Genomic DNA, 25,139 nt, shown 5'->3' with positions numbered 1-25,139 from the left:
CGCAAATTTCAGGCAAGGTCGGTGCCGTTTGAAGCAATGACCTTTTTGTACCAGTAGAAGCTGTCCTTGCGGCTGCGGGCCAGTGTGCCGTTGCCGTCGTTGTCCTTATCCACATAGATAAAGCCGTAGCGCTTTTTCATCTCACCGGTGGATGCGCTCACAAGGTCGATAGGGCCCCATGTGGTGTAGCCCATCAGCGGCAGGCCGTCCTCGTTGACGGCCTTTTCCATCTGCTCGATGTGGGCGCGCAGATAATCGATGCGGTAGCTGTCGTGGATGGAGCCGTCCGCTTCCACGGTATCCACCGCGCCAAGGCCGTTCTCCACAATGAACATGGGCTTTTCGTACCGGTCGTAGATGGTGTTCAGGGTCACGCGCAGGCCCACCGGGTCGATGGCCCAGCCCCACTCGCTGGCCTTGAGGTACGGGTTCTTCACAGCTTCCAGTACCGCATTGCCGTCGGCCTTTTCTTCTGCCAGGATCTCCTGATCCGTGGTGATGCAGCGGCTGGAATAGTAGCTGAAGGAGACAAAATCCACGGTGCCTTCTTTCAGAACCTGCTCATCGCCCGGCTCGGTGTGTAGGGTGATGCCGACCTTCTCCATCCGCTTTTTTGCCCACACCGGGTAGGCTCCCCGGGCCTGCACATCGGTAAAGAAGTAGTTGTCGCGGTCCGCTTCCTGCGCGGCACGGATATCCTCCGGTGCACAGGTGCGCGGGTAATACTGGCCTGCCGCCAGCATACAGCCCACCATGGCACCGGGCATCTTTTCATGGGCCAGCTTGACCGCCTTTGCGCTGGCCACCAGCTCATGATGTGCCGCCTGATACTCCACCTGCTGCACATTCTCGCCCGGATAGAACACCAGCCCCGCGCCGGTAAAGGGCAGATGCAGCAGCATGTTGATCTCGTTGAAGGTGAGCCAGTATTTCACCTTCCCCTTGTAGCGGTCAAACAGCACTTCACAGTAGTGCACATAGGCATCCACCATGCGGCGGTCTTTCCAGCCGCCATACTTTTTTATGAGGGCAATGGGGGTATCGAAGTGGCAGATGGTCACAAGCGGTTCAATGCCGTATTTGTGGCACTCATCAAACACATCCTCATAGAACTTCAAGCCCTCTTCATTGGGCTGGGCATCGTCGCCGTTCGGCAGGATGCGGGTCCATGCGATGGACAGCCGGAAGCACTTAAAACCCATCTCGGCAAAGAGGGCGATGTCCTCTTTATAATGGTGATACAGGTCAATGGCTTCATGGCTGGGATAATAGTGCTTGTCGTCGCACTCCAGCATTTCCAGCCGACCCAGCGCCACCGGGAAGCGGTCCGGGCCAAACGGGGTCACATCCACGGTGGCAAGGCCCTTGCCGCCTGCCTGCCATGCGCCCTCGCACTGGTTGGCAGCGGTGGCACCGCCCCACAGAAAATCTTTGGGAAAACTGCCCATATGTAAACCCTCCCTATTTTAATTTGTTGATTATAAGATACCGCACAATCGCCGGAATGTCCATGCCTACATTTTACAAAAAGGTGCTTCATTGTTGTGAAAGTACGACTTTTATCGTCAAATCGCCGAATTTTGATTCTATTTTTCGTACATTTTTCACGAGAAAAATGCAAAAACGGCCTGATTTTCCTTTCATTCTGTTTCTTTCAAACTGTCCGCAGACATGGTACAATAATCAGGTAAGATACACCGCCGCTTTTTCGGCATTGGAAAATGGAGTGTTTGATTATGACTGAGTTCAAGCCCATTAAAGAAGGCAAGGTTCGTGAGATCTATGATAACGGTGACAGCCTCATCATGGTTGCTACCGACCGCATTTCCGCGTTTGATGTCATCCTGAAAAACAAGGTCACCAAAAAGGGCACCGTTCTGACCCAGATGAGCAAGTTCTGGTTCGATTACACCCGCGATCTGCTGCCCAACCATATGCTGAGCGTGGACGTGAAGGATATGCCGGAGTTCTTCCAGCAGCCCCAGTTCGACGGCAACAGCATGATGTGCCGTAAGCTGACCATGCTGCCCATCGAGTGCATCGTGCGCGGCTACATCACCGGCAGCGGCTGGGCCAGCTACCAGAAGACCGGCAAGGTGTGCGGCATCCAGCTGCCGGAAGGCCTGAAGGAGTCCGACAAGCTGCCCGAGCCTATCTACACTCCCTCCACCAAGGCCGAGATCGGCGACCACGACGAGAACATCTCCTACGAAAAGAGCATCGAGGTGCTGGAAAAGCAGTTCCCCGGCCACGGCGAGGAGTACGCCACCAAGCTGCGCGACTACACCATTGCCCTGTATAAGAAATGTGCTGAGTATGCGCTCTCCCGCGGCATCATCATTGCCGACACCAAGTTTGAGTTTGGTCTGGATGAGAACGGCAACGTGGTGCTGGGCGACGAGATGCTCACCCCGGATTCCTCCCGCTTCTGGCCGCTGGAGGGCTACGAGCCGGGCCACAGCCAGCCCTCTTTTGATAAGCAGTTCGTTCGCGACTGGCTCAAGGCCAACCCCGACAGCAACTACGACCTGCCGCAGGACGTGATTGACAAGACCATTGCCAAGTATCTGGAGGCTTACGAGCTGCTCACTGGCAAAAAGCTGTAAATTTTACGATAAAACGAATCCCGGCAGATGCTTGACAGCTCTGCCGGGATTCGCTATAATGTCTATAGAAAGGGCACTGCGACAAGCGGTTGGCCCCAGTTCAAGGTTTACAGTTTTTGAGAACCGTCACCGTGCCGGGTGGCGGTTCTTACTTTTTCACGCGAATGGTGAATGTCAATCCAAACAAGTGGAATGTCAAAGTAATTGGCATGTACTCACCTCCTTTCGGAAGTGAGGGCCGAACCGCCTGCCGTTGTTTGCAGTGCCCCGCCGCCTTTCAGCAGCAGAGATAGCATAACACAGTTTTCGGCTGATTTCAACAAAAAAATGCTTCCGTGCGTCGCACGGAAGCATTTTTTGTTTCACTCGCTCAGCTCCGCGCTTTCCTCGGAAAAAGCTTCGGACTCTGCCGTTTCTTCGTTTTCTTCGTCCAGCAGGTGCTGCACCTCGGTCTGCTTTGCCATCTGCTCTGCTGTCCAGTCCAGCTGTGCGATGCCTTCCAGTTCCAGCGTGTACTGCTCCACATTCTGCAGGCTGCCGGAGGCAAGACTCTGGCCCGGGTCGTTCTCCGGCGACCATGTAATGCGCAGCTCATCCGGCTGTGCGCTGCACTGCTGCACGGCATCGGTCACGCTGCGGCAGTCCTGCGCAAAGGCCTGTACGCTGTCATAGCCGCCAAACAGCTCCACAGTCAGGCTCAGATAGCCGTTTCCGGCATTCACATCCCGCAGCGTTTTCGCCTCACTGCTGTACAGGTAGGCGTTTCCGCTGATATGCTTCACACGGATATCCGGGGCTGTTTGTTTGATCTTGTCATAGGCTTCTGTCGTATATTCCTGCCCCAGCTTCATGCTTGCCTGATTCCGCTCCGGGCCGAGTTCATCCCACACCACCGGCAGCAGCGACAGACAGAAGCATCCGCCCATGAGCACAAGGCAGATCAGCACCGACCAGAAATCGTATTTCCAGCGGCCCGGGCGGGCGGCAAAAAAGAGCACCTCGCCGCCCAGCAGGATCAGCCCTGCCGCCGGGGCGATCTTGAGCATCAGCTTCCAGTCAACGCCCGGCACAAAATAGGCAAGCAGAAAGAAGATGCCCGCTGCGATCAGGCATACGCCCAGCGTAAAGCTGCCCACCCGGCGCAGCGGCTGCGGTTTTGCAGGCTGCGGTGCTTCACCGGTCAGCGGCGCATCATTTCTCGTCTCGTCCATCGTCGGCATCCTCCGTCTCATCGTCCGGGGTCACGGGCTTGCCCAGCAGAGCCGAGAGTTTGGGCATGGCAAAGCCCCTTGCTTCCGGCTCTGCCTGCGCATCCTGTGCAGTATACTCGGTAAAATCTGCATCTTCGGCATCGTTCTGCGGCTTCTGCTTTCTGCCCTTGGGGCCGCGTACCAGCCACGCACCGCAGATGATCAAGGCCACGCAGATCACCACCTCCGGCAGCTGATCCATCATCAGGTAGAGTGCACGGAAAAAGGGTCTGCTCTGGCCCCAGCGCCACACGATATCCCCCAGCGTGTTCATAAGGATGTTCTGGTAGGCCACCAGCGCGCCCAGCGCGATCAGGCCCCAGCCCAGCAGCTTGTGGCTGTCCAGCATGAACTGTTCCATGCGCTGGTCGTGCCAGTTGATGTGCACCAGATAATCGTCCTGCGGGGCGGTGCCTGCGCCGATCTGCGCCCGGAGATTGAAGGTGTCAAAGAAGCTGTACATCCACACAATGGGCATGGCTACATACAAAACTTCCAGCAGAGTGCCCGCACCAAAGGCCACGCAGAACATGGTAATGAGTGAAAGGCCGCGCTTCATGTAGCCCTGATACATCTGGCCTGCGCCCGGGCAAAAGGCGAAGAGGAAGGTCAGGATTCCGTTTTTCATCATAATCGATCTCCTTATTTCGTTTGATCTGCAAGTGGCGAATTTTTGTATTTTTCTGCTGCAGGGCCGCCGGCTCCGAACAGCAGGTCATTGAGTGCTTTTGCCAGCGAAGCCTGCTGCTTCGGCTTGTCATCGTCCATTGGCTTTCCCAGTATTTCCGGCTGGGCGGACGGGCGGTCATCTTCCACCGGCTTGCCCAGCTGCAAAACTTCTTCGGTCTGGCTCTGGCTGGTCTCCGGTGTCCATGTGTGCAGCTCCTGCCGGAAATTCAGCAGCTGGTCTATGGTGCCGGAGCGCCACATGGTAAAGGCCAGCACCGCCGCCACACCGGCCACTGCGGCACGGCCCCATGTGTTCTGCATCAGCCGCACCCAGATGGCGGCCATCACAGCCTTGTGCGCGGAGTGCGGCGGCGTTTCCAGCGCATCTGCCGTCAGCAGGACCGTGTAACGATCCATGCATTTATCGCAGTAGGATAAATGCTCGGCGGTTTCCAGCCGGCCCAGCTCATCCAGCCCGCCTGCCTGCAGGGCCTGCAGGCCTTCGTCGGTCAGGCAGCCGTTTTTGTCAAACAGTTCCATGTACGCACTCCTTTCCATCGTTTTCACGCTGTAGTATCTGCTGTGCCAGCATCTTTTTTGCCCGGTAGATCTGTGCTTCCACCGTCTTGGGCGGGCGGCCGCACAGCTGTGCCGCCTCGGCCATGGTGTGCTGTTCCAGCAGCACCAGACGGCAAGGCGTTCTGTAGGGCTCCCGCAGGTCCAGGATCATGGCGGTGAGCTCTTCCTCGCCCAGAGCATCCAGCACCTGCTGTTCCGGCTGGGTGCCGGGCGGCGCACCTTCCAGCGCCAGCACATCGTCGCCGGGAATGTTCACCCTGCGCACCCATGCGCTGCGCAGATAGTCCTTTGCCTTGTTGGCAGCGATGCGTGCCAGCCACTGTTTTTCAAACCCGGACGGGCAGCGGTCAATGGCCCGCCATGCCGCCAGAAAGGTCTCCTGCGTCAGGTCCTGCGCATCGCCGGCATCCGGCACCAGCTGGTGGCAGACCGTATACACGAGCGACTGGTATTTTTGCACCATCGCGCTGAATTCCAAGGTCGTCAACGGCCTGCCCACCTCCTTTCAGTTTCGTCCCGGTCCGACGAAGTGCAGCCCCTGCGCTGCCCTTCTGCACATTCATACGAAACAGCTGTTCAAAATCCTGCAAAAACTTTTATTTTTATGATACAATAGAAGTAGTATAGCACAAAAGGAGGCATTCGGCCATGGCTGTCAGTACCCGTCAGGCACTTTTGCAGGCACTTTCCGCTGCCGGGGGCAGCTACGTTTCCGGCCAGCAGCTGGCCGAGACCCTCGGCGTGAGCCGCGCTGCCGTGCACAAGGCCGCTGCGGCCCTCACGGCCCAAGGGTACGCGCTGGAAGCTGCGCCCCGCCGGGGCTACCGGCTGGCAGGCGGCGACCCGTTCTGCACCGAAGCCATCGGGGACTACCCTGCACCCATCTATTTATATGACACGCTGGAAAGCTCCAACCGCACGGCAAAGCTGCTGGCGCTGGATGGTGCACCCCATGGCACGCTGGTGCTCACCGCCCACCAGAGCGCCGGACGCGGCAGGCTGGGCCGGAGATTTGAAAGCCCGGCAGGCAAGGGCGTTTACTGCTCGGTGCTGCTGCGCCCGGAAATGCCCGCCGCCAATGCCCAGACCGCTACCATCAGCGCCGCGGTGGCGGTCTGCCGTGCCGTGAAAAAGCTCTGCGGGCTGGAGCTTGCCGTCAAGTGGGTCAACGACCTGTACTATCAGGGCAGAAAGGTCTGCGGCATCCTGACCGAAGCGGGGACCGACCTCGAGAGCGGACAGCTGGAATGGCTGGTGGTGGGCATCGGGCTGAACCTTACCTCCACCGCCGCCGACTGGCCGGAGGAGCTGGCCCGCAGAGCCGGAAGCCTGTACCCCGGCGGGCCTGCCCCGGTGAGCCGGGCCGCACTGGCCGGGGCCATTGCCCGGGAGCTGCTGGCCCTGTGCCCCGGCTTTGACTGTCTGGATGAGTACCGCGCCCGGTGCTTTGTGCCCGGCCACTGGGTGACGGTGTGTGCCGAGACCGAGACCTACGCCGCAAAGGCCCTTGCCATCGACGAGGAAGGGCGGCTGGTCATCCAGCGGGAGAACGGCCGACAGGAGGCTCTGCGCTGCGGCGAGGTGACCACACGGCCTGCACGGACCGAATAAGACGCAAAAAAGCACCCTTTCCTGCCCGGAAAGAGTGCTTTTTATGTTCTGTACTTATGTATCCAGATCCACGGCTTCCAGCACCGTGATGTCCTCTTTTTCAAAGGCGGTGCGGATCATCCCGGCAAGGCCGGGCATTTCGGCCTTGTTCTCGATGCACAGGGTGATGATGCCATTCAGGCTGGAGGCTTCCACACCCATGGAGCCGCCATCCGGCGGGACCCAGACGTTGAAGTCTTTGGTGTACTTCTGAAGCTCCTGCGTGGCCGGCAGCAGCGGATTGCCCAGATAGCTGAGCCAGAAATCCGCCGGGACACCGCTGATGTACTCACCCATCTGGAACACCCTCTGCTTGATGCGCAGGGGCGCTTTCTGCTGGTCTACCTTGTACACCCAGCTCATTTGCTGGACCATCTGGCGCAGCTTTGCCTCCGGCTGCAGGGTGCGGAGCACCTCGGCATCCATCTCCGGCACGATGTCCGCAAGGCGGGTGTCCTCGTTCAGCTTCACGCCGCTCTGGAAGGAGCACACGCAGTTGTAAAGGGCATCCGGCACGCCCGCTTCCCTGCGGGTATCTGCCGAGTAGGAATACTGGATCTCGTCTTTGCCCAGATAGTTGCGCAGCGCAAGGTTCAGCAGACCGGCCAGCGCTGTAAAGGGCTTGACGCCGTTCTCCACTGCCCGGTCCACAAGGCTCTGCTTGGTCAGCCGCACCCGGGTGCGGCGCATCCTGCCCTCCCATGTCTGCACCACATCCCTCTGCATCGTGCTCTCAGTAGCTGTAGGGGATGGGTATTTTTCCATCATGGCCTCGATGTCATAGGCCGGGCTGCACACGATGGGCGTGTTTGCAAACGCCGTGCCATAGCGCAGGTTGCAATACTGTTCCAGAATGCGGGTGAGGAAGGGCGACACCCCGTGGCCGTCCATAAGGAAATGATACCAGTCAAAATAGACGGTGTCCCCCTCACAGCTCACGCTGAAAAGATAGCCGTTCGTTTTCTCCGGGATATCACGCTGTGCACTGCCCTGATACACAAGACAGGGGTTCGGGTTCGGCTCCAGAAAAAAGCTCCGCTTTTCCTGCACCAGCTGTACCCGATAGTACGGTGCGGCCGAAAGCGCCGCCTCCAGTGCACGCTGCAAAAGAGCGGGTTCCACCGCATCCTGCAGCGCAAACTGGTACCGACACAGGATCTTCTCCCGACGGAAGAAGTACATCGTTCCCTGAAAGATGTACTCCGTCGAGCGCTGCGACTCATTCATGAACTGTTACCCCGCGTTTGCCGCCAGATAATCCACCAGATCCCCTATGGTCACAAAGTTGCGCAGCTCCTTTTCAGGGATGCGCAGGCCGAAGGTCTCCTCGAGGTCTGCCACAATGGTCAGGATTTCCATTGAGGACAGATCCAGATCGTCCATCAGGACGCTGTTCTCATTCACATCTTCGGGAGAGACCTCGGCAACATCCTCCAGGATGGCCAGGATCTGGGAAATGATCTCTGCTCGTTCCATAGAAATTTTCTTCCTTTCCGTGACGGATAATAGGCACAATCTCCTATGCCTTTCCATAATAATACCCTGATTCTCTCCTGTGCGCAAGGGTTCCGGCAACAAAGCTTTGTTTTTTGTCGGAACTCCTGTTTTCAGTCTGCCGGTCTGCCGGCCCATTTATGCATCCGGGCATTCGATCGCATCCGTATCACTGGCGCAGCAGCTTGCCTGCACCGTTGCGCGGCAGCGGCTCGGTGCTGAACTCCACTGCGCTCATGCGCTTGTACAGCGGCAGGGTGCGGTTTGCCTCGGTGATAAAGTCCCGCACCTGCTGCTGTTTGTCCTCGTCGCAATAGACCACCACGCCGATCTTCTTGCCCATTTCTTTTACAACACATTCTTTCACGGCTTCGCACTTGCCCACGATGCCTTCCAGCTCTTCGGGGCTGATGTTCTCGCCGCTGTCCAGAATGATGAGGTTCTTCTTGCGGCCGGTCAGGAAATAGTAGCCGTCCTCGTCCTTGCGGGCCAGATCGCCAGTGTGGAACCAGCCGTCCGCGTCAATGACCTCGGCGGTGGCCTCCGGGTCCTTGTAGTAGCCCAGCATGATGCTGTCGCCGCGCATGCACAGCTCGCCGTCCTCGGCGATCTTGTAGTCCAGATAATCGTTGCCCTGACCCACAGCGCCGATGTGCTTTGCGTCCTGTGCGTAGTTGATGATACCGTCGCCGCAGGTCTCGGTGCTGCCGTAGGTCTGCACCACGAACATGCCGTGTTCCGCCATATCCAGCATCACCTGCGGGTCGAACATGGCAGAGGAGCAGATGGGCACCCACAGCTCCCCCAGACGATCCTTGCGGCCGCGCATCACATCGTGGTGGAGCGAGTTCATAATGACCGGCACCACCGCCATGGCCTGACTGGGCATCCGCTTTACCTCTTTATAGAAGTTGCGGATGTCACTGCTGACGTTCAGCGCCCAGCCTGCGTGGGCCCAGGAGAACAGGCAGATGAAAGCGCCCAGATGGAACATGGGCAGCACGGTGTACTGGCTCATGACGAGGTCCGGTTCGTGCTTATACGCCATCATGTGCTCACCGATCTGGGTATGGGCACGCATCACCGAGAAGAAATTCTTCTCGCTCAGCATCACGCCCTTGCTGCGGCCCGTGGTACCGGAGGTGAACATCAGGACCATCAGGGCTTCGTGGTCGATGCAGCGGGTCAGCTGCGCAGGCTCATAGCTCCGGAAGCCATCCATGGGGCGGAGGATATCGCCGTAGGCAGCCTTGAGCTGGTCGTTGAAGCCGTAGTCGTCGCCGTCGGTCAGGATGGCGTCCGGCTCCACAAGGCCCAGCTCGTAGCTCAGCTCGTCCCAGCTCTTGCGCTGGTTCAGCAGCACCAGCACCGCACCGGCCGCCACCACGCCAAAGGTGTTCACGGCATACTCGTAGCTGTTCTTGGTGAGCAGGCAGATCTTTTTGCCCTTGATCTCCGGGATGGTGGACTGGAAGTAATTCACCGCCTTGCGGATATCCTGCACATAATCCTTATAGAGGATGGTGGTCACGGCATCATTTGCGGTGTCGTAGAAGCGGAAGGCCACATTATCCTTGAAGCGGTCTTCCATGTTGATGGTGATAAGGTCGTAGACATTATCCAGCACTCTGATCTTACGCATTGTTCTGTTTCCTCCTGTGTTCAGCGCAGCAGTTTTCCCATGGCGTTGCGGGGCAGCGGCTGTGCGCTGAACTCCGTCACCATGCGCTTGTACAGCGGCAGGCCGCGGTTGACCCCAGTGACGAACTCCTTCACCGCATCCTGCTTTGCAGGGTCACAGTAGATGAGGGCACAGATCTTTTTGTCCTTTTCCTTCACGATGCACTCCTGAATGTCCGCACAGGGCACCAGCAGCTTTTCCAGCTCCTCGGGGTTCACGTTCTCGCCGCTGTCCAGAATGATCACGTTCTTCTTGCGGCCGGTCAGGTACATGTAGCCGTCCTCTTCCACCCGGGCAATGTCGCCAGTGTGGAACCAGCCGTCTGCATCGATGACTTCTGCAGTGCCTTCCGGGTCCTTGTAGTAGCCCAGCATGATGGGGTCGCCCCGCATGCACAGCTCGCCGTCGTCCAGCTTGTATTCACAGCTGAGGTCCACATGGCCCACGCTGGTCAGGTACTTTGCCTCCTGTGAGGAGTTCCATGCACCGTCGCCGCAGGTCTCGGTCAGGCCGTACATCTGGGCCACAAAGAAGCCCTTCTCCATCATATCACTCAGAATCTTGGGGTCGAACATGGCAGCGCCGCAGGTCAGCACGCACAGGCCGTTCAGACGGTCACGGCGGCCCTTCATCACATCGCTGTAGATGCTCTTCAGCAGCACCGGCACCACCGCCATCACCTCGCTGTGCATGGCGCCCAGATCACGGTAGAAATACTTCAGGTTGTTGCACAGGTTGATGGAGTGGCCGGTGATGCTCCACGAAACAAGGCTGGTCATGGCGGAGATGTGGAACATGGGCAGGGCGGACAGGGACGAGAACTCGTCGGTGTTCCAGCCCGTATACTTCTTCACATCGTCAAAGGGGTCCAGAAAGGCCGGCATTGCGCTGAACAGGTTCTTCTGGCTCAGCATAACGCCCTTGCTGCGGCCGGTGGTGCCGGAGGTGAACATGATAAAGGCCAGAGCAGAGAGGTCCTCCACCTCGGTCACGTCCTCGGCAGGCTCATAGGCAGCAAAGACATCCATGGGCTTCAGGATGCTGCCGTAGGTCTCAGCGAGGGCAGGCTCCCGCTCCGCGAACTCGCCATCCTGCAGAATGCACACCGGCTCGGTGAGGCCCAGCTCATAGGAGATAGCATCCCAGTCCTTGCCAAGGTTCAGCGGCACAGCCACGGCTCCGGCAATGACCGTGCCGTACATGCAGATGACATACTGGTAGCTGTTGCGGGCCAGGATCGCCACACGCTTGCCGCGCACATCGCCATACTCTGCACGCAGGAACGCCACGAACCGGCGCAGATCCTGGGCATACTGTGCGTAGTGCACCTCGGCCACGCCCTGCTTTTCTTCATCATACCAGCGCAGAGCCACACGGTCTGCAATGTTGGTTTCCATATTGCAAAGTGACTGATACAGCGATGTAATCATTTTTTTCCTCCATTTTTATCATCCGATCCGGCGCTCCTGTGTAGGCCAACACAGATCCTTCCAGTCATTTCCAGCTGTGCCCAGTATACAATAAGTCCTGTGTCAATGCAAGAGTTTCGCAACATTTAATTCCAAACATTGACAATAAAATCTTGCATATCATGCCGTTTTCAGATGTAAATTCTGCCTTTCGTTGCGAAGCCACCCTGCCTGTGCTATGCTTTTATTGCAGGCTGCAATGTGTCCCCGCCCGCTGGACCGCAATTCAAAATTGACAGTCTGTGCAAAAAGCATTATACTGGGTTCATATCCATACAAAATTTTATCTTTTTCATTCAAAATCTACGCATTGTGCGGCGTCCGGCTCTGATGGAATGTCCCGCGCAAGGAAGGAACCTCCATGGAAGGAACCAAGCCCCGCACCGCCAGCTCCATCGGCATGTTCGACATGCTCAAGGGTGCCGGTATGCTGACCATCGTTTTTGCGCATACCGCCGAGCTTTATCCCATGCAGGCGGTCAGCGGCCTGTCCCTGACCGCGTTTTTCCCGTTCATCTACCGCGAAGCGCTGATGGCCGCCTTTTTTATTGCCAGCGGCTACGGCTTCCGCAAGCGCTCTATCCACAAGTGCATCCACCAGCAGCTCAAAAGCCTGCTCAAACCCTATGCTTACACGGCACTGTTCACCTGCGTGCTGCACTTTATCATCCATTATAAGACGTTCCAGTACCTGCCCGGCACCATCGGCGAGTCTATCAAGGTCACCGGCGGCTTTCTGCTGGGCCTGCCCCACACGGCCAAGTATTTCGGGCAGGAGTTCTTCTCCTGCGGGCCGATGTGGTATCTGCTGGCGCTGATGGTAGGCTGGGTGCTGCTGGATGTGATCCTGAACATCTTCCCGGAGCGCTATGTTCCATGGGCTGTGGCAGGCTGCGTCCTGCTGGGCTGGGGCGCGAGCCTTGTGTGGGAGCTGCCCTTCTGCCTGATCCAGGGTGCCGTGGTGGTGCCCTACCTCTATATCGGCTTCCTTGCCAAAAAGAAGCATCTGCTGGACGAGCCCCTGCCGCCCAAGGTCTTTGCCGGGCTGCTGGCCGCCACAGCACTCATTGCCGTAGGCGCTCTTGCTACCCGCACCACCGACTGCATCTCGCTGGCCGAGTGGTCACTGGGGCCGCTGAGCATCTTTCTGGACGGTGCTGCAGGCCTGCTTTTCATCCGGCTGTTCATGCGGCTCAGCCGCGGCCATGGCCCCATCGTGCACTTTCTGGAAGCGGTGGGCCGCCGTTCGCTGAACATTTTCTGCGTACATACCGTGGAGATCATCGCTATTCCGTGGTATCTGATGGTAGCAAAGTTCTCTGCGCAGCCGGTGCTGGGCATGTGGCTGCAATATGCCATCTCTCTGGGCTCTATCTGGCTGGTGTGTGAGCTGCTGCGTGTACGCCGCGCACTCATCATCCGATTTTTCCCTGCACAGCGCAGAACGCCCGCCGTGCACTATACCTCCCGGCACTGACATGTTTTTCCGGCTGCTGCGGTGCAGCCATCATAAAAGTAAGAGGAGAATCCGGTTATGAACAACGATGCCCCCGAGACCCTTGCTGCGGCCCGCAGCCGCGCTGCTGACTTGGAACAGCAGCTCAAGCTCTCTGACGAAGGTGTATCCCGGCTGGCACAGCGGTGTCTGGAGCTGGAACAACAGGTGCTGAACTATCAGGCCGCACTGGCAAGGCACGGCAGCGACAACGAGCCTGCCGCCCTGACCCTGCCGCAGCTGTTCTACGATTCCGGCTCCGGCTATTCCCCGCGGGAATGCCTGACCGTTGCCGAGGATGCCTACGACGAACTGACCCACGAGGTCTCTGCGGTGTTCACCCTGCCCACGGATGCCCGTGCGCTGCGGCTGGACCCCGGTGAGCTGGCCTGCTGCGTGACTGACCTGAGCATCTCGGACGAGCGGCTGGAATGCCGCGCCATGAACGGCATCCGGCTGCAGGAAGACTGCCTGCTGTTTTTGGATGTGGACCCCAACCTGACCGTGTGCAGCACCGTGCCCTTTGCGGCCGGGATGAAGTTTGCCGTGACCTATCATTACTATCCGCTGGGCCGCTTCCAGCACGAGCAGCCCGGCAAGGCCCTGCTCAGCGCGTTGAATACCATCAAGCTGCAGGCTGAGGCCGAAAAGAACGATGTTCTGGAACAGCTGCAGGCCGCCCTTGCCGAGAATACCCGGCTGAACAATCAGCTGACGGAACTGCAGAGCAGCCGTGCTGCTTATGAAGATTCGCTGGAAAACCTGTACGAGAGCAGCAGCTGGCGGCTTACCGCACCGCTGCGTGCTTTGCGCCGCCTGCTGCGCGGCTGAATCGGATCGCTAAAGGAGTTGTCAACATGTACAGCAGTTACAGCACCCTGCAGCGTAAGCAGCTGACGAAGCAGGTTTATACCGATACCCAGAGCACCTATCTGCTGGTGTATGCACCGGGCCGTCATCAGGCGCTGGAGCACGCACTGGAAAACCAGCTGCACCGCAAGTTCCGGCTGGTGACGGAGCTGGCCCCCGCCCTGACCGACTCGGTGGAGGGCGTGCTGCTGGTCAGCGAAGATCTGGAGTGCACCTCCACCGCCCTGACCTATTTTGCCGCCGCCCTGCGCACCGGTGCCGATTTTGTGGTGTGTGATGCCGCCTTTGGCTTCGATGGCTCCACCGCCCTTTATCTGAGCACCCAGCACATCCCGTGCAGCCGCTGCGCCATGGTATCGCGGAAGCTTCTGGACCGGGTGCGCGCCGCTGCGCGCGGCAGGGACAGCGTGACCGAGCTGCTGCGCCTTGCCACCGCCATGGCGGAAAACTGCCACCGCATCCCGCAGTCTTTGCTGCACTTCCGGCGGGAGCTGTGTGCCGACGATGTGTTCTCTGCAGACGGAAAGCGTGCTTTGATCCTGAGCCACGAGCTGACCATGACCGGTGCGCCCATCGTGCTGACAAGTGCCGTGCCGGTGCTGCGCAGCATGGGCTTTGAAGTGGTGGTGCTTGGCCCTGCGGACGACGGCTCGCTGCCGCTGTTTCTGGATGCCGGTGCCGCCGTAGTGACCCGCAGCGACTGCGTGATGAACTCGTCGCTGTGGGGCCTTGCCACCAGTGCCGATTTTGTGCTGGCCAACACCGTGGTAGAGGCTGCCGCCGTGAGCACCCTGAACGGCTCCTTCGTGCCGGTGCTGTGGTGGCTGCACGATGCCTTTGCAGGCTACCCATTCATTGCGCACAAGATTCCCAAAACACTGGGCTCCAATGTGCATGTGTGCGCCGTAGGCTCCCACGCCACTGCCGCCATGCACTCGGTGCGGCCGGACTTCAGCATTGAACAGCTGATCTACGGTCTGCCGGACTATGCGCAGGAAAGCTTCCCGCCCTACGATATCAGCTATGCCGGCGGCAGGCCGCTGTTCGTGACCGTAGGTTCCTTTGAGCCGCGCAAGGGTCAGGATATTTTCTGCAACGCCATCCGCCTGCTAAAGCCCGAGGTGCGCCAGAAGGCTGCTTTCCTGTTCGTGGGCAAGGCGGCGGACAAGAGCCTGAAGAACGCCGTGGATGCACTGGTGGAGGACTACCCGGACACCGTTTTCTACCGCAAGCGTCTGGAACGGCCCGAGATCAAATCCCTGATGGATCAGTGCACCTGCGTGGTATGCGCTTCCCGCGATGATCCCATGCCAACCTTCGTCACCGAGGGCCTGATCTTCGGCAAGCCCTCCATCGTGTCGGAGCACACCGGCACCGCCGGGCTGATCACCGAGGGCGTGGACGGCTTTGTGTACAAAGACGACGACCCGGATCAGCTGGCAAAGGTGCTGGAGTATGCTATCCTGCATCCGGAACAGCTGGCCGCCATGAAAGCTGACTGCCGGAAAATGTACGAGAAATATTATTCCAACGAAGCCTATGTTGCCACCCTGACACGGCTGGTGAACGAATCAACAGACTAAAAACAAGATAAAGGCAAGGGTCGATGCGTACATCTGCCCTTGCCTTTTTATCATTCCATCAAAATTGCACAAGAAAATTCCAGTTCCGTTCACAAAGACACAGGCCGCGTGTGTTATACTTTTATCAAATCATTCCGCCTGAAAGGAGCCTGTTCTCTCTATGAGCCAACCCGCCTCTGCCGCACCTTCCCGCAAAAAGACAGTGATCTCGCTGCTGGTGCTCGCCGCACTTACCGGCATCATCGTGCTGCTGTTCAAGGACAACTGGGTCGAGATCACCGAAGCGCTTTCGCAGCTGTCCGCATGGCAGGTGCTGGTGGTGCTGGCCATCGGCCTCAGCTATCCGCTGCTGGAGGGGTGCGTGGCGTGGGTCATCGTGCGCAGCCGCATCCCGGGCTTCAGGCTCTGGCAGGGCATCGATACCGCGTGGTGCGGCACCTTTGGCAATGTGGTCACGCTGGGCGCAGGTGCAGTGCCGGTGCAGACATGGTATCTGCACCGCTGCGGCCTGCCGGTTGGCCCGGGCGTGGGCCTGATGACCCTGCAGTACGTGTTCCACAAAACCACCGTGCTGCTGTATGCCACGGTGATGCTGCTGTTTCAGCACAGATGGCTTGCCGCCAACACCACCGGTGTGATGAATTATCTGCCCATGGCATACGCTGTAGTGGCGGCCATCATTGTGGTGCTGGTGCTGGTGTGCGTATCGCCGCTGGTGCAGAACCTTGCCCGCTGGCTGATGCGTCTGCTGCCCAAAACGGAAAAATGGCAGCAGCGCCGCGCCGACTGGCAGCAGCAGCTGGATGTTCTGGGCGAGGAGAGCCGCCGTCTGCTGGCGGATAAGCCCCGCTGCGCTGAAATTCTGGCATTGCAGGCGGTCAAGCTGTTCGGGCTGTTCTGCCTGCCCTACCTGTGCATCCGGTTCATGGGGCTTTCCCCTCTGAGCTTTTTGCAGGTGCAGCTGCTCACCAGCTTGATGCTGTTTTTGTCCAACGCCCTGCCCAATGTGGCCGGCATGGGCTCCATCGAGACGGCATTCCTGCTGGTGTTCGGCAGCTTTCTGGAGCGCGGCGAGGTGATGAGCGTGATGATGCTCTACCGCATCGCCAGCTATTATGTGGTGTTCGCCGCCAGCGCCGTGGGCTTCTTCTTTGCCCAGCGGCATCTGGGCCAAATGGGAGCGGAGCCGCCAAAGGAGGCATGACTCTTATGAAGGAAAAAGGCATTCTGTCCCGGTTCGGCATTGTCATTTTAGTGCTGCTTGCACTGGTGCTGATCTTTCCTTCCGCAAAGATCGATCTTGCATCCAGCATCGAGGCCAGCACACAGGCCAGTGTCCGGGTGGAGCACATTCAGAACTTTGCCCGCTCCGCAGAGATGGATGTTCAGCTGCTTTCTGCCGACGAACCTGCCTATCAGCAGATCGCAAACGTGCTTTCCGGCCTTACCTGTGTCAAGCGGTTCAACCAGCAGTATTCCTCCTACAGCCACGAATACCCGGTGGATTCCGTCACTGTGAGCTACTACGATGATGCCGAGAACAATAACCTCCTGTTCACCGTCTACTCCGATGGCACCGCCATCGTGAACAGCCAGTTCGTAAAGGTCAAAGCGCCCAAAGGCGGAGCGGAGGAAGTGTACCGGGAGCTGGCGGAGATCGTGAAGTAAACCCTCTCAGGCATCGCTGAGCGATGCCAGCTCCCCCGAAAGGGGGAGCTTCTTTGCATCTGGCTTAAACGTTTTTCTTCAAACCAAAAGTAGTATCTTTCCGTACTTGCGCATGAAGCTCGCCCTTCGGGAGAGCTGCCGCCGCAGGCGGCTGAGAGGGTCGTTTCCCTTATAAAAACAAAAAACGGGGCACGCAGGTGGTCAAGCTGCATGTCCCGTTTTTGTTTTTCTTTTGCACACGGTGCGGTACCAATCACACCGAATGCCGCGCATCGAGCCGTGGGAGCAAACTAAAACCACAGCTCACTTGAAAAAGAGAATGGAATGGAGGAATTGGCGTTTGCGCAGCAATGAAAGCCCCAGTGGGGCTTTTAAGCCACAAAGCGGTCTTGCGTAAGCAAGATGGAGTGGCCTCGCCACGACAAACTTGGGGATCACCTGACACAGCTCCTCAGCTCTGCCATGGCGGATCCGGTTTTCGCAGAAGCCCTTGCAGAAGCATCTGCTTTTCTGGTGCAACGTGGTTAGATCTGTCTAACCTCGTTGCGAGAACAGAATACCATAGCCGGTTAGTCTTGTCAACCCTTATTTTGCGATTTTTTTCGCAAAAGAGGTGCACCGCCGGGATTTCGGCGCTTTTTCTACATTCTGCCCAAAGAAATCCCCTTGCTTTGGAAGAAAACCCACTTGTTATCTATTGCTTTTTAAAGTGGTTCTTGCTATTATAGTAACGCAAGATTTTGTGGGCAGGTTTTCATTTTTGTCTACACCTTGTAGTTGGGGCTGCCGCAGTCGGCAGTTCAAGACCGTTTTGCCCCCAGAAAGCCGCCATACAGAGCGGTTTTTCAAAGGCTCATTAGTTAGAAAACGCTAACTGCGTAATGGAGCAAGGAGGTTCCAATGATCAATTTTGAACAGTGGGAAGGCTTTGAGGGCCGCATCTGGAAAGAAGAAGTCAATGTGCGCGACTTCATCCAGAAGAACTACACCCCGTATGACGGCGACGAAAGCTTTCTGGCCGGCCCCACCGAGGCGACCGACAAGCTGTGGAGTGCCCTGCAGAAGCTGCAGAAGGCCGAGCGCGCCAAGGGCGGCGTGCTGGATATGGAGACCGAAGTGGTCAGCAGCCTGACTGCTTACGGCCCCGGCTATATCGACGAAAGCCTGAAGGATCTGGAGCAGATCGTGGGTCTGCAGACCGACAAGCCCCTCAAGCGCGCCTTCATGCCCTACGGCGGCATCAAGATGGCAGAGCAGGCCTGCACCACCTACGGCTACCAGCCCAGCGCCGAGCTGCACAAGATCTTTACCGATTATACCCGCACCCACAATCAGGCTGTGTTTGATGCCTACACCCCTGAGATGAAGGCGGCCCGCCATACCCACATCATCACCGGCCTGCCGGACACTTACGGCCGCGGCCGCATCGTGGGCGACTACCGCCGCGTGGCCCTGTACGGCATCGATGCACTGATCAAGTTCAAGCAGGAGGACTTCGCCAACTGCGGCGACGGCACCATGACCGATGACGTCATTCGCCTGCGCGAGGAGATCGCACGCCAGATCAGCGCCCTGAAGGGCATGAAGAAGATGGCCGAGGCCTACGGCTATGATATCTCTCAGCCCGCAAAGAACGCCAAGGAGGCCTGCCAGTGGCTGTACTTCGGCTATCTGGCCGCCATCAAGACCCAGAACGGCGCCGCCATGAGCGTGGGCCGCATCTCCACCTTCCTGGATATCTATATCCAGCGCGATCTGGACAACGGCACCCTGACCGAGACCCAGGCTCAGGAGCTGATCGACCACATGGTCATGAAGTTCCGCATGGTCAAGTTTGCCCGCATCCCCAGCTACAACCAGCTGTTCTCCGGCGACCCCGTGTGGGCAACGCTGGAAGTGGGCGGCATCGGCATGGATGGCCGCAGCATGGTCACCAAGAACTGCTACCGCTTCCTGCACACGCTGGAAAACATGGGCCCCGCACCGGAGCCGAACCTGACCGTTCTGTACTCCTCCGCCCTGCCGGAGAGCTTCAAGAAATATGCCGCCAAGGTGTCCATCGATACCAGCTCTGTCCAGTACGAGAACGACGACGTGATGAAGCCCGTGTGGGGCGATGATTACTCCATCTGCTGCTGCGTGTCTGCCACCCAGACCGGCAAGGAGATGCAGTTCTTCGGTGCCCGCGCCAACCTTGCCAAGTGCCTGCTGTACGCCATCAACGGCGGTGTGGACGAGAAGAGCCACGAGCAGTGCGGCCCCAACTATGCCCCCATCACCAGCGAGTACCTGAACTACGACGAGGTGCTGCCCAAGTATGTCCAGATGCTGGACTGGCTGGCTGGCCTGTACGTCAATGTGCTGAACCTGATCCAGTATATGCACGACAAATACTACTATGAGGAAGCCGAGATGGCCCTCATCGACACCGACGTGCGCCGCACCTTTGCCACCGGCATTGCAGGCTTCTCCCACGTCATCGACTCCCTGAGCGCCATCAAGTACGCCAAGGTGAAGGTAGTGCGTGACGAGAGCGGCCTTGCCACCGGCTTTGAGACCGAAGGCGACTTCCCCAAGTACGGCAACGATGATGACCGCGCCGACGAGATCGGCGTGTGGCTGCTGCGCACCTTCCTGGAGATGATCAAGAAGCGCCACACCTACCGCAACTCTGAGGCTACCACTTCTATCCTGACCATCACCTCCAACGTGGTGTACGGCAAGTACACCGGCGCTCTGCCCGATGGCCGTGCCGCATTCACCCCGTTTGCTCCCGGTGCAAACCCCAGCTACGGCGCAGAGCAGAACGGCCTGCTGGCTTCCCTGAACTCGGTGGCAAAGCTGCCCTACCACTGGGCACTGGACGGCATCTCCAACACCCAGACCATCAACCCGGACGCTCTGGGCCACAGCGAAGGCGAGCGGGTGGAGAATCTGGTACAGGTCATGGACGGCTACTTCGATCAGGGCGCACACCACCTGAATGTGAACGTCTTTGGCAAGGAGAAGCTGCTGGATGCCATGGAGCACCCCGAGAAGGAGGAGTACGCCAACTTCACCATCCGCGTCTCCGGCTACGCCGTCAAGTTCATCGACCTGACCCGCGAGCAGCAGATGGACGTTATCTCCCGCACCTGCCATGCAGCCCTGTAACCCCATCGGCTATGTCCACTCGCTGGAATCCTTCGGCTCTGTGGACGGCCCCGGTGTGCGCTTTGTGGTGTTTTTGCAGGGGTGTGCCCTGCGGTGCAAATACTGCCACAACCCGGAAACATGGGCTGCGGAGGGCGGCGAGGAATGGACGGTGGAAAAGCTGTTCCAGCGGGTCTACCGCTACCGCAACTACTGGGGCAAAAAGGGCGGCATCACGGTCAGCGGCGGTGAACCGCTGCGCCAGATGGAGTTCCTGACGGCATTCTTCGAGCTGGCCCGCTCCAAAGGCGTGCACACGGCTCTGGATACCGCCGGGCAGCCCTTCCGGCCCGATGACCCGGATTATCTGGCCGGTTTCGACCGGCTGATGAAGTCCACCAGTCTGGTCATTCTCGACCTGAAGGAGATCGACCCGGAACGCCACCGGCAGCTCACTGGCAAAGACAATGCCAACATCCTTGCGATGGCGCGGCATATTTCTGACCTCGGCATCCCGCTGTGGATCCGGCATGTGCTGGTGCCCGGCCTGACCGACGACGAGGAGGGCCTGCGCAGGACCGCAGACTTTATCCGCAGCCTGAAAACGGTGCAGCGGGTGGAGGTACTGCCCTACCACACGCTGGGCCTGTTCAAGTGGCAGAAGCTGGGCATCCCCTATCCGCTGCCGGACGCCGTGCCGCCCACCGCGGAGCAGGTGAAGCGTGCAGAAGAACTGCTGGAAGTGAGCAGGTATCCCGGCTAAGCTCCTGATTTGAAAAACGACCGTTTCCGGTGTGCAGAATGCGCCGGGAGCGGTCGTTTTTTCTTGACTTCCCTTCTGTACACCGTTATAATGAAAAAAGTAAAAAAGGAGAAACAGCCATGCAGATTTTCAATACGCTGACCCGCCAGAAAGAAGAATTCGTGCCGCAGGTGCCCGGTGAATACCGCATCTATGTCTGCGGCCCTACCGTTTATAACTATATCCACATCGGCAACGCCCGCCCGCTGATCGTGTTCGATACCCTGCGCCGCTACCTTGAGTACCGCGGCAACAAGGTGTTCTATGTTTCCAACATCACCGATATCGACGATAAGCTCATTAAGAAGGGACAGGAAGAGGGCACCTCCATGAAGGAGGTCGCTCAGCGCTTTGAGGCCGAGTACCTCAAGGATGCCGCCGGCCTCAACTGCAAAAAGCCCACCGTCCAGCCCCGGGCTACCGAGCACATCCAGCAGATCCTGGATATCGTGAAGGATCTGATCGACTCCGGCCACGCTTATGTTGCCAAGAACGGCGATGTGTACTTCCGGGTGAAGAGCGATCCCGAGTACGGCAAGCTGAGCCACCTGAAGCTGGACGATCTGGAGAGCGGCAACCGTGAGCTGCGCAGCCAGATGGACGACGACCTGAAGGAGGACCCCGCAGACTTTGCCGTGTGGAAGGCCGCAAAGCCCGGTGAACCTGCATGGGAGAGCCCCTACGGCATGGGCCGTCCGGGCTGGCATATCGAGTGCAGTGCCATGAGCCGCACCCATCTGGGCAAGACCATTGATCTGCACTGCGGCGGTCAGGATCTGATCTTCCCCCACCACGAGAATGAGATCGCACAGAGCGAGTGCGCCAACGGCTGCACCTTTGCCCGCTACTGGATGCACAACGGCTTCATCAACGTGGACAATCAGAAGATGTCCAAGAGCCTGCACAACTTCTTCACCGTGCGGGACGTGGCGGATGTCTACGGCTACGAACCCATCCGCTATTTCATGCTGACCGCAGGCTACCGGATGCCCCTGAACTACACCGTGGACCTCATCGAGAGCTGCAAAAACAGCCTGGAGCGCCTGTACACCTGCCGCGAAAATCTGGATTTTGCCCTGACCAAGGATGCCTTTGGCACCGACGAGACTCTGAAGGAAAAGGCTGCCGAGGCCCGCACCAAGTTCTGCACTGCCATGGACGATGACCTGAACACCCCGGATGCACTGGCTGCCGTGTTCGATCTGGTCAAGGAGATCAACACGCTGTCGGCTGTTTCCTCCAAGGATGCTCTGCAGACCGCCGCCGCTGCGTTCGACGAGATCACCGGCGTACTGGGCCTGCTGTACAACCGCAAAAAGGACGAGGTGCCCGCCGAGGTGACCGAGCTGGTAGAGAAGCGTGCCGCCGCCAAGAAGGCCAAGGACTGGGCCACTGCCGATGCCATCCGTGCACAGCTGACCGAACTGGGCTGGGCGGTCAAGGATACCGCACAGGGCCCGCAGCTGAGCAAGCTCTAAATTAAAGTAAAGCTATTCGCGGCATGTTGCGGATGGCTTTACTTTTTTGCACGCATTTGCCATAATAAGGAAGAAGATCAGCTTTGCGGAGGGAACAGCAATGAAGGTCATGGTTTTTGACGTAGGAGGCACCGAGATCAAATATTCGGTCATGGACGAGCAGATGAACCGTTTCGATGCCGGTTCCGTGCCCACGCCGCAGGATACGCAGGAGCATTTTCTCGACACAATATACGCTCTGTATGCACCGCATAAGGATGAAGTGGACGGTATCGCCATGGCGCTGCCCGGCTTTGTGGATGCCAACACCGGCTATGTCTCCAACGGCGGGGCACTTCTGTACAACACCGGCACGCAGGTGGGGCAGCTGGTGCGCGAAAGATGCGGCTGCCGTGTCACGCTGGAAAACGACGGCAAGGCTGCAGCCATTGCAGAGCTGCGGGCCGGTGCCTTGCAGGGCTGCTGCAATGCGGCAGTGTTTATCATCGGCACCGGCGTGGGCGGCGGCATCATTGCCAATGGCCAGCTGGTGCGCGGCGTGCACTTTACCGCCGGAGAGTACAGCTTTGTGAACACCAACGCCGACGAGTGGGAGAATACCGAAAAAACCATGGCCTGCCAGTGCAGCACCAAATACCTGCTCAAGTGGTACCGTGCCCGTAAGGGCCTGCCCGCCGATGCCCCCATGAACGGTAAACTCTTTTTTGATGCCGCCAATGCCGCCGAGCCGGAAGCGCTGGAAGTGCTGGAACGGTTCTGCAAGATGGTGGCCGTGCAGATCTACAACCTGACCGTATTGCTGGATGTGGAAAAGGTAGCCATCGGCGGCGGCATCAGCAAGCAGCCGCTGCTGCTGGACGATCTGCGCCGGGTATATGCCGGGCTGTTTGCTTCCCGTGGGGAATCACCTTACATGATCGGTCTGCCCCGCTGCGAGATCGTGCCATGCCATTTCAGCAGCGAAGCCAATCAGGTGGGAGCATTGTATACCTATCTGCAGGCGGAAAGCAAAACCATTTAATGGCTTCCGCTTCGCTCTAGCCATATTCAGCGGAACAATTATTTTTACAAAGCAAACTCCGGCAGACTGCGGTCTGCCGGAGTTTGCTTTGTCACAGGATAGGGCCGTATTGGAAAACGGCATCCTCCCTTAGATTTACTTATTGGTCAGCCGGTTGAAGTGCGGCTTTTCGTCTTCTTCCTTCTTCGGTTCCGGCTTTTCCGCCGGGGTCAGGCGCACCTCGGTCACGCGGCGCTTGGCCGTGCGGGTAACGACACCGTCGTACTCGCCCAGCGTGAACCGGTCGCCCACCTTGGGCAGATGGCAGGTTTTTTCCTGCACCAAACCGTTCACCGTATTGGAATCGATATCTTCATCCTCCGGCAGGCCCAGCCTCTCATACAGGTCGTCCACACCGGCACTGCCCAGTACGATCCAGCTGCCGTCCGACTGCCTGCGGAAGTCCTCGGTCGCTTCGTCGTGCTCGTCCCAGATCTCGCCTACCAGCTCTTCCAGAATATCTTCCAGCGTGATGATGCCCTCGGTACCGCCGTACTCGTCCACCACCACCGCCATGTGATGGTGCTGCTCGCGCAGGGTGCGCAGCAGCTGGGAGATCTGGGTGGAGCCGGTGGTATAAAGGGTGGGCTTCACAAGGTCTTCCAGCGTGGTATCCTTGCGCAGACGGCCAAGGTAAAAGTCCTTTTCATGTACCACACCGATGATGTTGTCAATGGTGCCGTGGTAGACGGGCAGACGGGAATATCCCGATTCCGCAAAGGTATCGGCCACCTCATCCAGCGAGAGATCGTCCTCCACCGCGATCACATCCACGCGGGGCGTGAGGATCTCCTCCACCTCCACATCGTCGAACTCAATGGCGCTGCGGATGAGCTGGCTTTCCCGGTCGGTCAGCTCGCCGTCGTTCTCGGCCTCGCTGACCATGGTCATCAGCTCACCCTCAGTGATGGTGTCCTCCTCGGTGCTGCGGATGAAATGCCTCAGCAGGCGCTTCCACTGGCTGAACAGCCAGGTCAGCGGGGTGAACAGGATCATGAGCAGGTTCAAAAAGGGCGAAACCGCCGTGGCAACCGTCTCCGGCATCTCCTTTGCAAGGCTCTTGGGGGTCACCTCGCCAAAGATCAGAACCACAATGGTCAGCACGAAGGTGGACACCGTCGCGCCCCGCTCCGGGTCCAGCAGGCGGGTGAACAGCACTGTGCCAATGGATGCTGCGGCAATGTTGACGATATTGTTGCCGATGAGGATGGTGGAGAGCAGCTTGTCGTACTTTTCCGACATAGCCAGCACGCGGGCTGCTGCCGAATCGCCGTCCTCGGCGCGGCTTTTCAGGCGGATCTGGTTCAGGGAAGAAAATGCGGTCTCAGAGGCGGAGAAAAAGGCGGAAAATGCCACCAGAATGATCAGTGCCGCCAAAAGCGTAATACTGCCATCGTCCATAAAAAGGGAAATCACACTCAACTTTCTGTTTTTATTTGAACCCTCTCAGGCATCGCTGCGCGATGCCAGCTCCCCCGAAGGGGGGAGCTTTTTTCTGTGCGCCCACAGCCTGCCCCTTCCACGCAGAAGGTGCTGCTGCCCGGGATATCGCACACTGGCGCAACGCGCCTGAGAGAGTTTTGGGATAAATGTTTTCACATACAAAAATGTGCTCCCCATCGTTGCTGTTCCGCGATGAAAAGCACATCAATG

Annotated in this window: 21 protein-coding genes; 11 read left to right on the top strand and 10 right to left on the bottom strand. The window is 58.4% G+C overall.

Annotation, left to right across the window (positions count from 1 at the left end; genetic code table 11):
* Positions 1-8 precede the first annotated feature (8 nt).
* Positions 9-1,448 (bottom strand): 6-phospho-beta-glucosidase, encoded by a 1,440-nt coding sequence (locus ACGHP1_RS01990; RefSeq protein ID WP_390507438.1) that lies wholly within the window; start codon positions 1,446-1,448, stop codon positions 9-11.
* A gap of 288 nt (positions 1,449-1,736) precedes the next feature.
* Here ACGHP1_RS01990 and ACGHP1_RS01985 point away from each other — a divergent pair, with 288 nt between their 5' ends.
* The gene (locus ACGHP1_RS01985; protein WP_044953963.1) at positions 1,737-2,606 is read left to right on the top strand and encodes a phosphoribosylaminoimidazolesuccinocarboxamide synthase; all 870 of its coding nucleotides are present in this window, start codon (positions 1,737-1,739) and stop codon (positions 2,604-2,606) included.
* Positions 2,607-2,968: 362 nt separating this feature from the next.
* Here ACGHP1_RS01985 and ACGHP1_RS01980 read toward each other — a convergent pair whose 3' ends face one another.
* The 4 genes from ACGHP1_RS01980 to ACGHP1_RS01965 are packed head-to-tail and all read right to left on the bottom strand — an operon-like array spanning position 2,969 to position 5,591.
* Positions 2,969-3,817 (bottom strand): hypothetical protein, encoded by an 849-nt coding sequence (locus tag ACGHP1_RS01980; protein WP_390507436.1) that lies wholly within the window; start codon positions 3,815-3,817, stop codon positions 2,969-2,971.
* Positions 3,798-4,487: a hypothetical protein gene (locus tag ACGHP1_RS01975; protein ID WP_390507434.1), complete on the bottom strand. Its 690-nt coding sequence runs from the start codon at positions 4,485-4,487 to the stop codon at positions 3,798-3,800. The genes ACGHP1_RS01980 and ACGHP1_RS01975 overlap by 20 nt, the downstream gene beginning before the upstream one ends.
* Positions 4,488-4,498: 11 nt before the next feature.
* The gene (locus ACGHP1_RS01970) at positions 4,499-5,065 is read right to left on the bottom strand and encodes a hypothetical protein (protein WP_390507432.1); all 567 of its coding nucleotides are present in this window, start codon (positions 5,063-5,065) and stop codon (positions 4,499-4,501) included.
* The gene (locus ACGHP1_RS01965) at positions 5,052-5,591 is read right to left on the bottom strand and encodes an RNA polymerase sigma factor (RefSeq protein WP_223388239.1); all 540 of its coding nucleotides are present in this window, start codon (positions 5,589-5,591) and stop codon (positions 5,052-5,054) included. Before ACGHP1_RS01965 ends, ACGHP1_RS01970 begins: the two co-directional genes overlap by 14 nt.
* A gap of 161 nt (positions 5,592-5,752) precedes the next feature.
* On the opposite strand from ACGHP1_RS01965, the gene ACGHP1_RS01960 reads away from it, so the two are divergent.
* Complete coding sequence (locus tag ACGHP1_RS01960) at positions 5,753-6,715, top strand: biotin--[acetyl-CoA-carboxylase] ligase (RefSeq protein WP_390507430.1); 963 nt, start codon at positions 5,753-5,755, stop codon at positions 6,713-6,715.
* Positions 6,716-6,769: 54 nt separating this feature from the next.
* Here ACGHP1_RS01960 and ACGHP1_RS01955 read toward each other — a convergent pair whose 3' ends face one another.
* The 4 genes from ACGHP1_RS01955 to ACGHP1_RS01940 form a co-directional block, all read right to left on the bottom strand.
* Entirely contained in the window at positions 6,770-7,981 is a 1,212-nt protein-coding gene (locus ACGHP1_RS01955) for a hypothetical protein (RefSeq protein WP_390507428.1), read from the bottom strand.
* A gap of 6 nt (positions 7,982-7,987) precedes the next feature.
* Positions 7,988-8,230 carry an acyl carrier protein gene (locus ACGHP1_RS01950; protein WP_044953961.1) on the bottom strand — a complete coding sequence of 81 codons (243 nt, stop codon included), beginning with the start codon at positions 8,228-8,230 and terminating at the stop codon, positions 7,988-7,990.
* 187 nt (positions 8,231-8,417) lie between these two features.
* Positions 8,418-9,890: a class I adenylate-forming enzyme family protein gene (locus ACGHP1_RS01945; protein WP_097777404.1), complete on the bottom strand. Its 1,473-nt coding sequence runs from the start codon at positions 9,888-9,890 to the stop codon at positions 8,418-8,420.
* A gap of 20 nt (positions 9,891-9,910) precedes the next feature.
* Entirely contained in the window at positions 9,911-11,359 is a 1,449-nt protein-coding gene (locus tag ACGHP1_RS01940) for a class I adenylate-forming enzyme family protein (RefSeq protein ID WP_291015899.1), read from the bottom strand.
* Between the two features lie 400 nt (positions 11,360-11,759).
* Here ACGHP1_RS01940 and ACGHP1_RS01935 point away from each other — a divergent pair, with 400 nt between their 5' ends.
* The 9 genes from ACGHP1_RS01935 (at position 11,760) to ACGHP1_RS01895 (ending at position 23,447) form a co-directional block, all read left to right on the top strand.
* The gene (locus tag ACGHP1_RS01935) at positions 11,760-12,875 is read left to right on the top strand and encodes an acyltransferase (RefSeq protein WP_097781330.1); all 1,116 of its coding nucleotides are present in this window, start codon (positions 11,760-11,762) and stop codon (positions 12,873-12,875) included.
* Positions 12,876-12,932: 57 nt separating this feature from the next.
* Positions 12,933-13,724 carry a hypothetical protein gene (locus ACGHP1_RS01930; protein WP_390507425.1) on the top strand — a complete coding sequence of 264 codons (792 nt, stop codon included), beginning with the start codon at positions 12,933-12,935 and terminating at the stop codon, positions 13,722-13,724.
* Between the two features lie 26 nt (positions 13,725-13,750).
* Positions 13,751-15,346 (top strand): glycosyltransferase family 4 protein, encoded by a 1,596-nt coding sequence (locus tag ACGHP1_RS01925; protein WP_005943943.1) that lies wholly within the window; start codon positions 13,751-13,753, stop codon positions 15,344-15,346.
* Between the two features lie 160 nt (positions 15,347-15,506).
* A complete protein-coding gene (locus tag ACGHP1_RS01920) occupies positions 15,507-16,550 on the top strand; it encodes a YbhN family protein (protein WP_390507423.1) in 1,044 nt (347 codons plus the stop codon).
* Between the two features lie 5 nt (positions 16,551-16,555).
* Positions 16,556-17,014 (top strand): hypothetical protein, encoded by a 459-nt coding sequence (locus tag ACGHP1_RS01915; protein WP_390507421.1) that lies wholly within the window; start codon positions 16,556-16,558, stop codon positions 17,012-17,014.
* Between the two features lie 900 nt (positions 17,015-17,914).
* Positions 17,915-20,167 (top strand): formate C-acetyltransferase, encoded by a 2,253-nt coding sequence (gene pflB / locus ACGHP1_RS01910; protein WP_390507419.1) that lies wholly within the window; start codon positions 17,915-17,917, stop codon positions 20,165-20,167.
* The gene (gene pflA / locus ACGHP1_RS01905; RefSeq protein WP_291019470.1) at positions 20,154-20,909 is read left to right on the top strand and encodes a pyruvate formate-lyase-activating protein; all 756 of its coding nucleotides are present in this window, start codon (positions 20,154-20,156) and stop codon (positions 20,907-20,909) included. The genes pflB and pflA overlap by 14 nt, the downstream gene beginning before the upstream one ends.
* A 119-nt stretch (positions 20,910-21,028) precedes the next feature.
* Positions 21,029-22,426, top strand: a complete 1,398-nt coding sequence (gene cysS, locus ACGHP1_RS01900; protein ID WP_097774303.1) for a cysteine--tRNA ligase — start codon at positions 21,029-21,031, stop codon at positions 22,424-22,426.
* Between the two features lie 100 nt (positions 22,427-22,526).
* Complete coding sequence (locus tag ACGHP1_RS01895; RefSeq protein WP_044953953.1) at positions 22,527-23,447, top strand: ROK family protein; 921 nt, start codon at positions 22,527-22,529, stop codon at positions 23,445-23,447.
* 135 nt (positions 23,448-23,582) lie between these two features.
* Here the strand turns inward: ACGHP1_RS01895 and ACGHP1_RS01890 are convergent, their stop codons facing one another.
* A complete protein-coding gene (locus ACGHP1_RS01890; protein WP_223388252.1) occupies positions 23,583-24,887 on the bottom strand; it encodes an HlyC/CorC family transporter in 1,305 nt (434 codons plus the stop codon).
* Between the last annotated feature and the right edge of the window lie 252 nt (positions 24,888-25,139).

Origin of the sequence: Faecalibacterium sp. i21-0019-B1 (assembly GCF_042852915.1) — a bacterium.
Lineage (GTDB): Bacteria > Bacillota > Clostridia > Oscillospirales > Ruminococcaceae > Faecalibacterium > Faecalibacterium taiwanense.
This window is presented reverse-complemented; position numbering and strand designations above follow the sequence as displayed.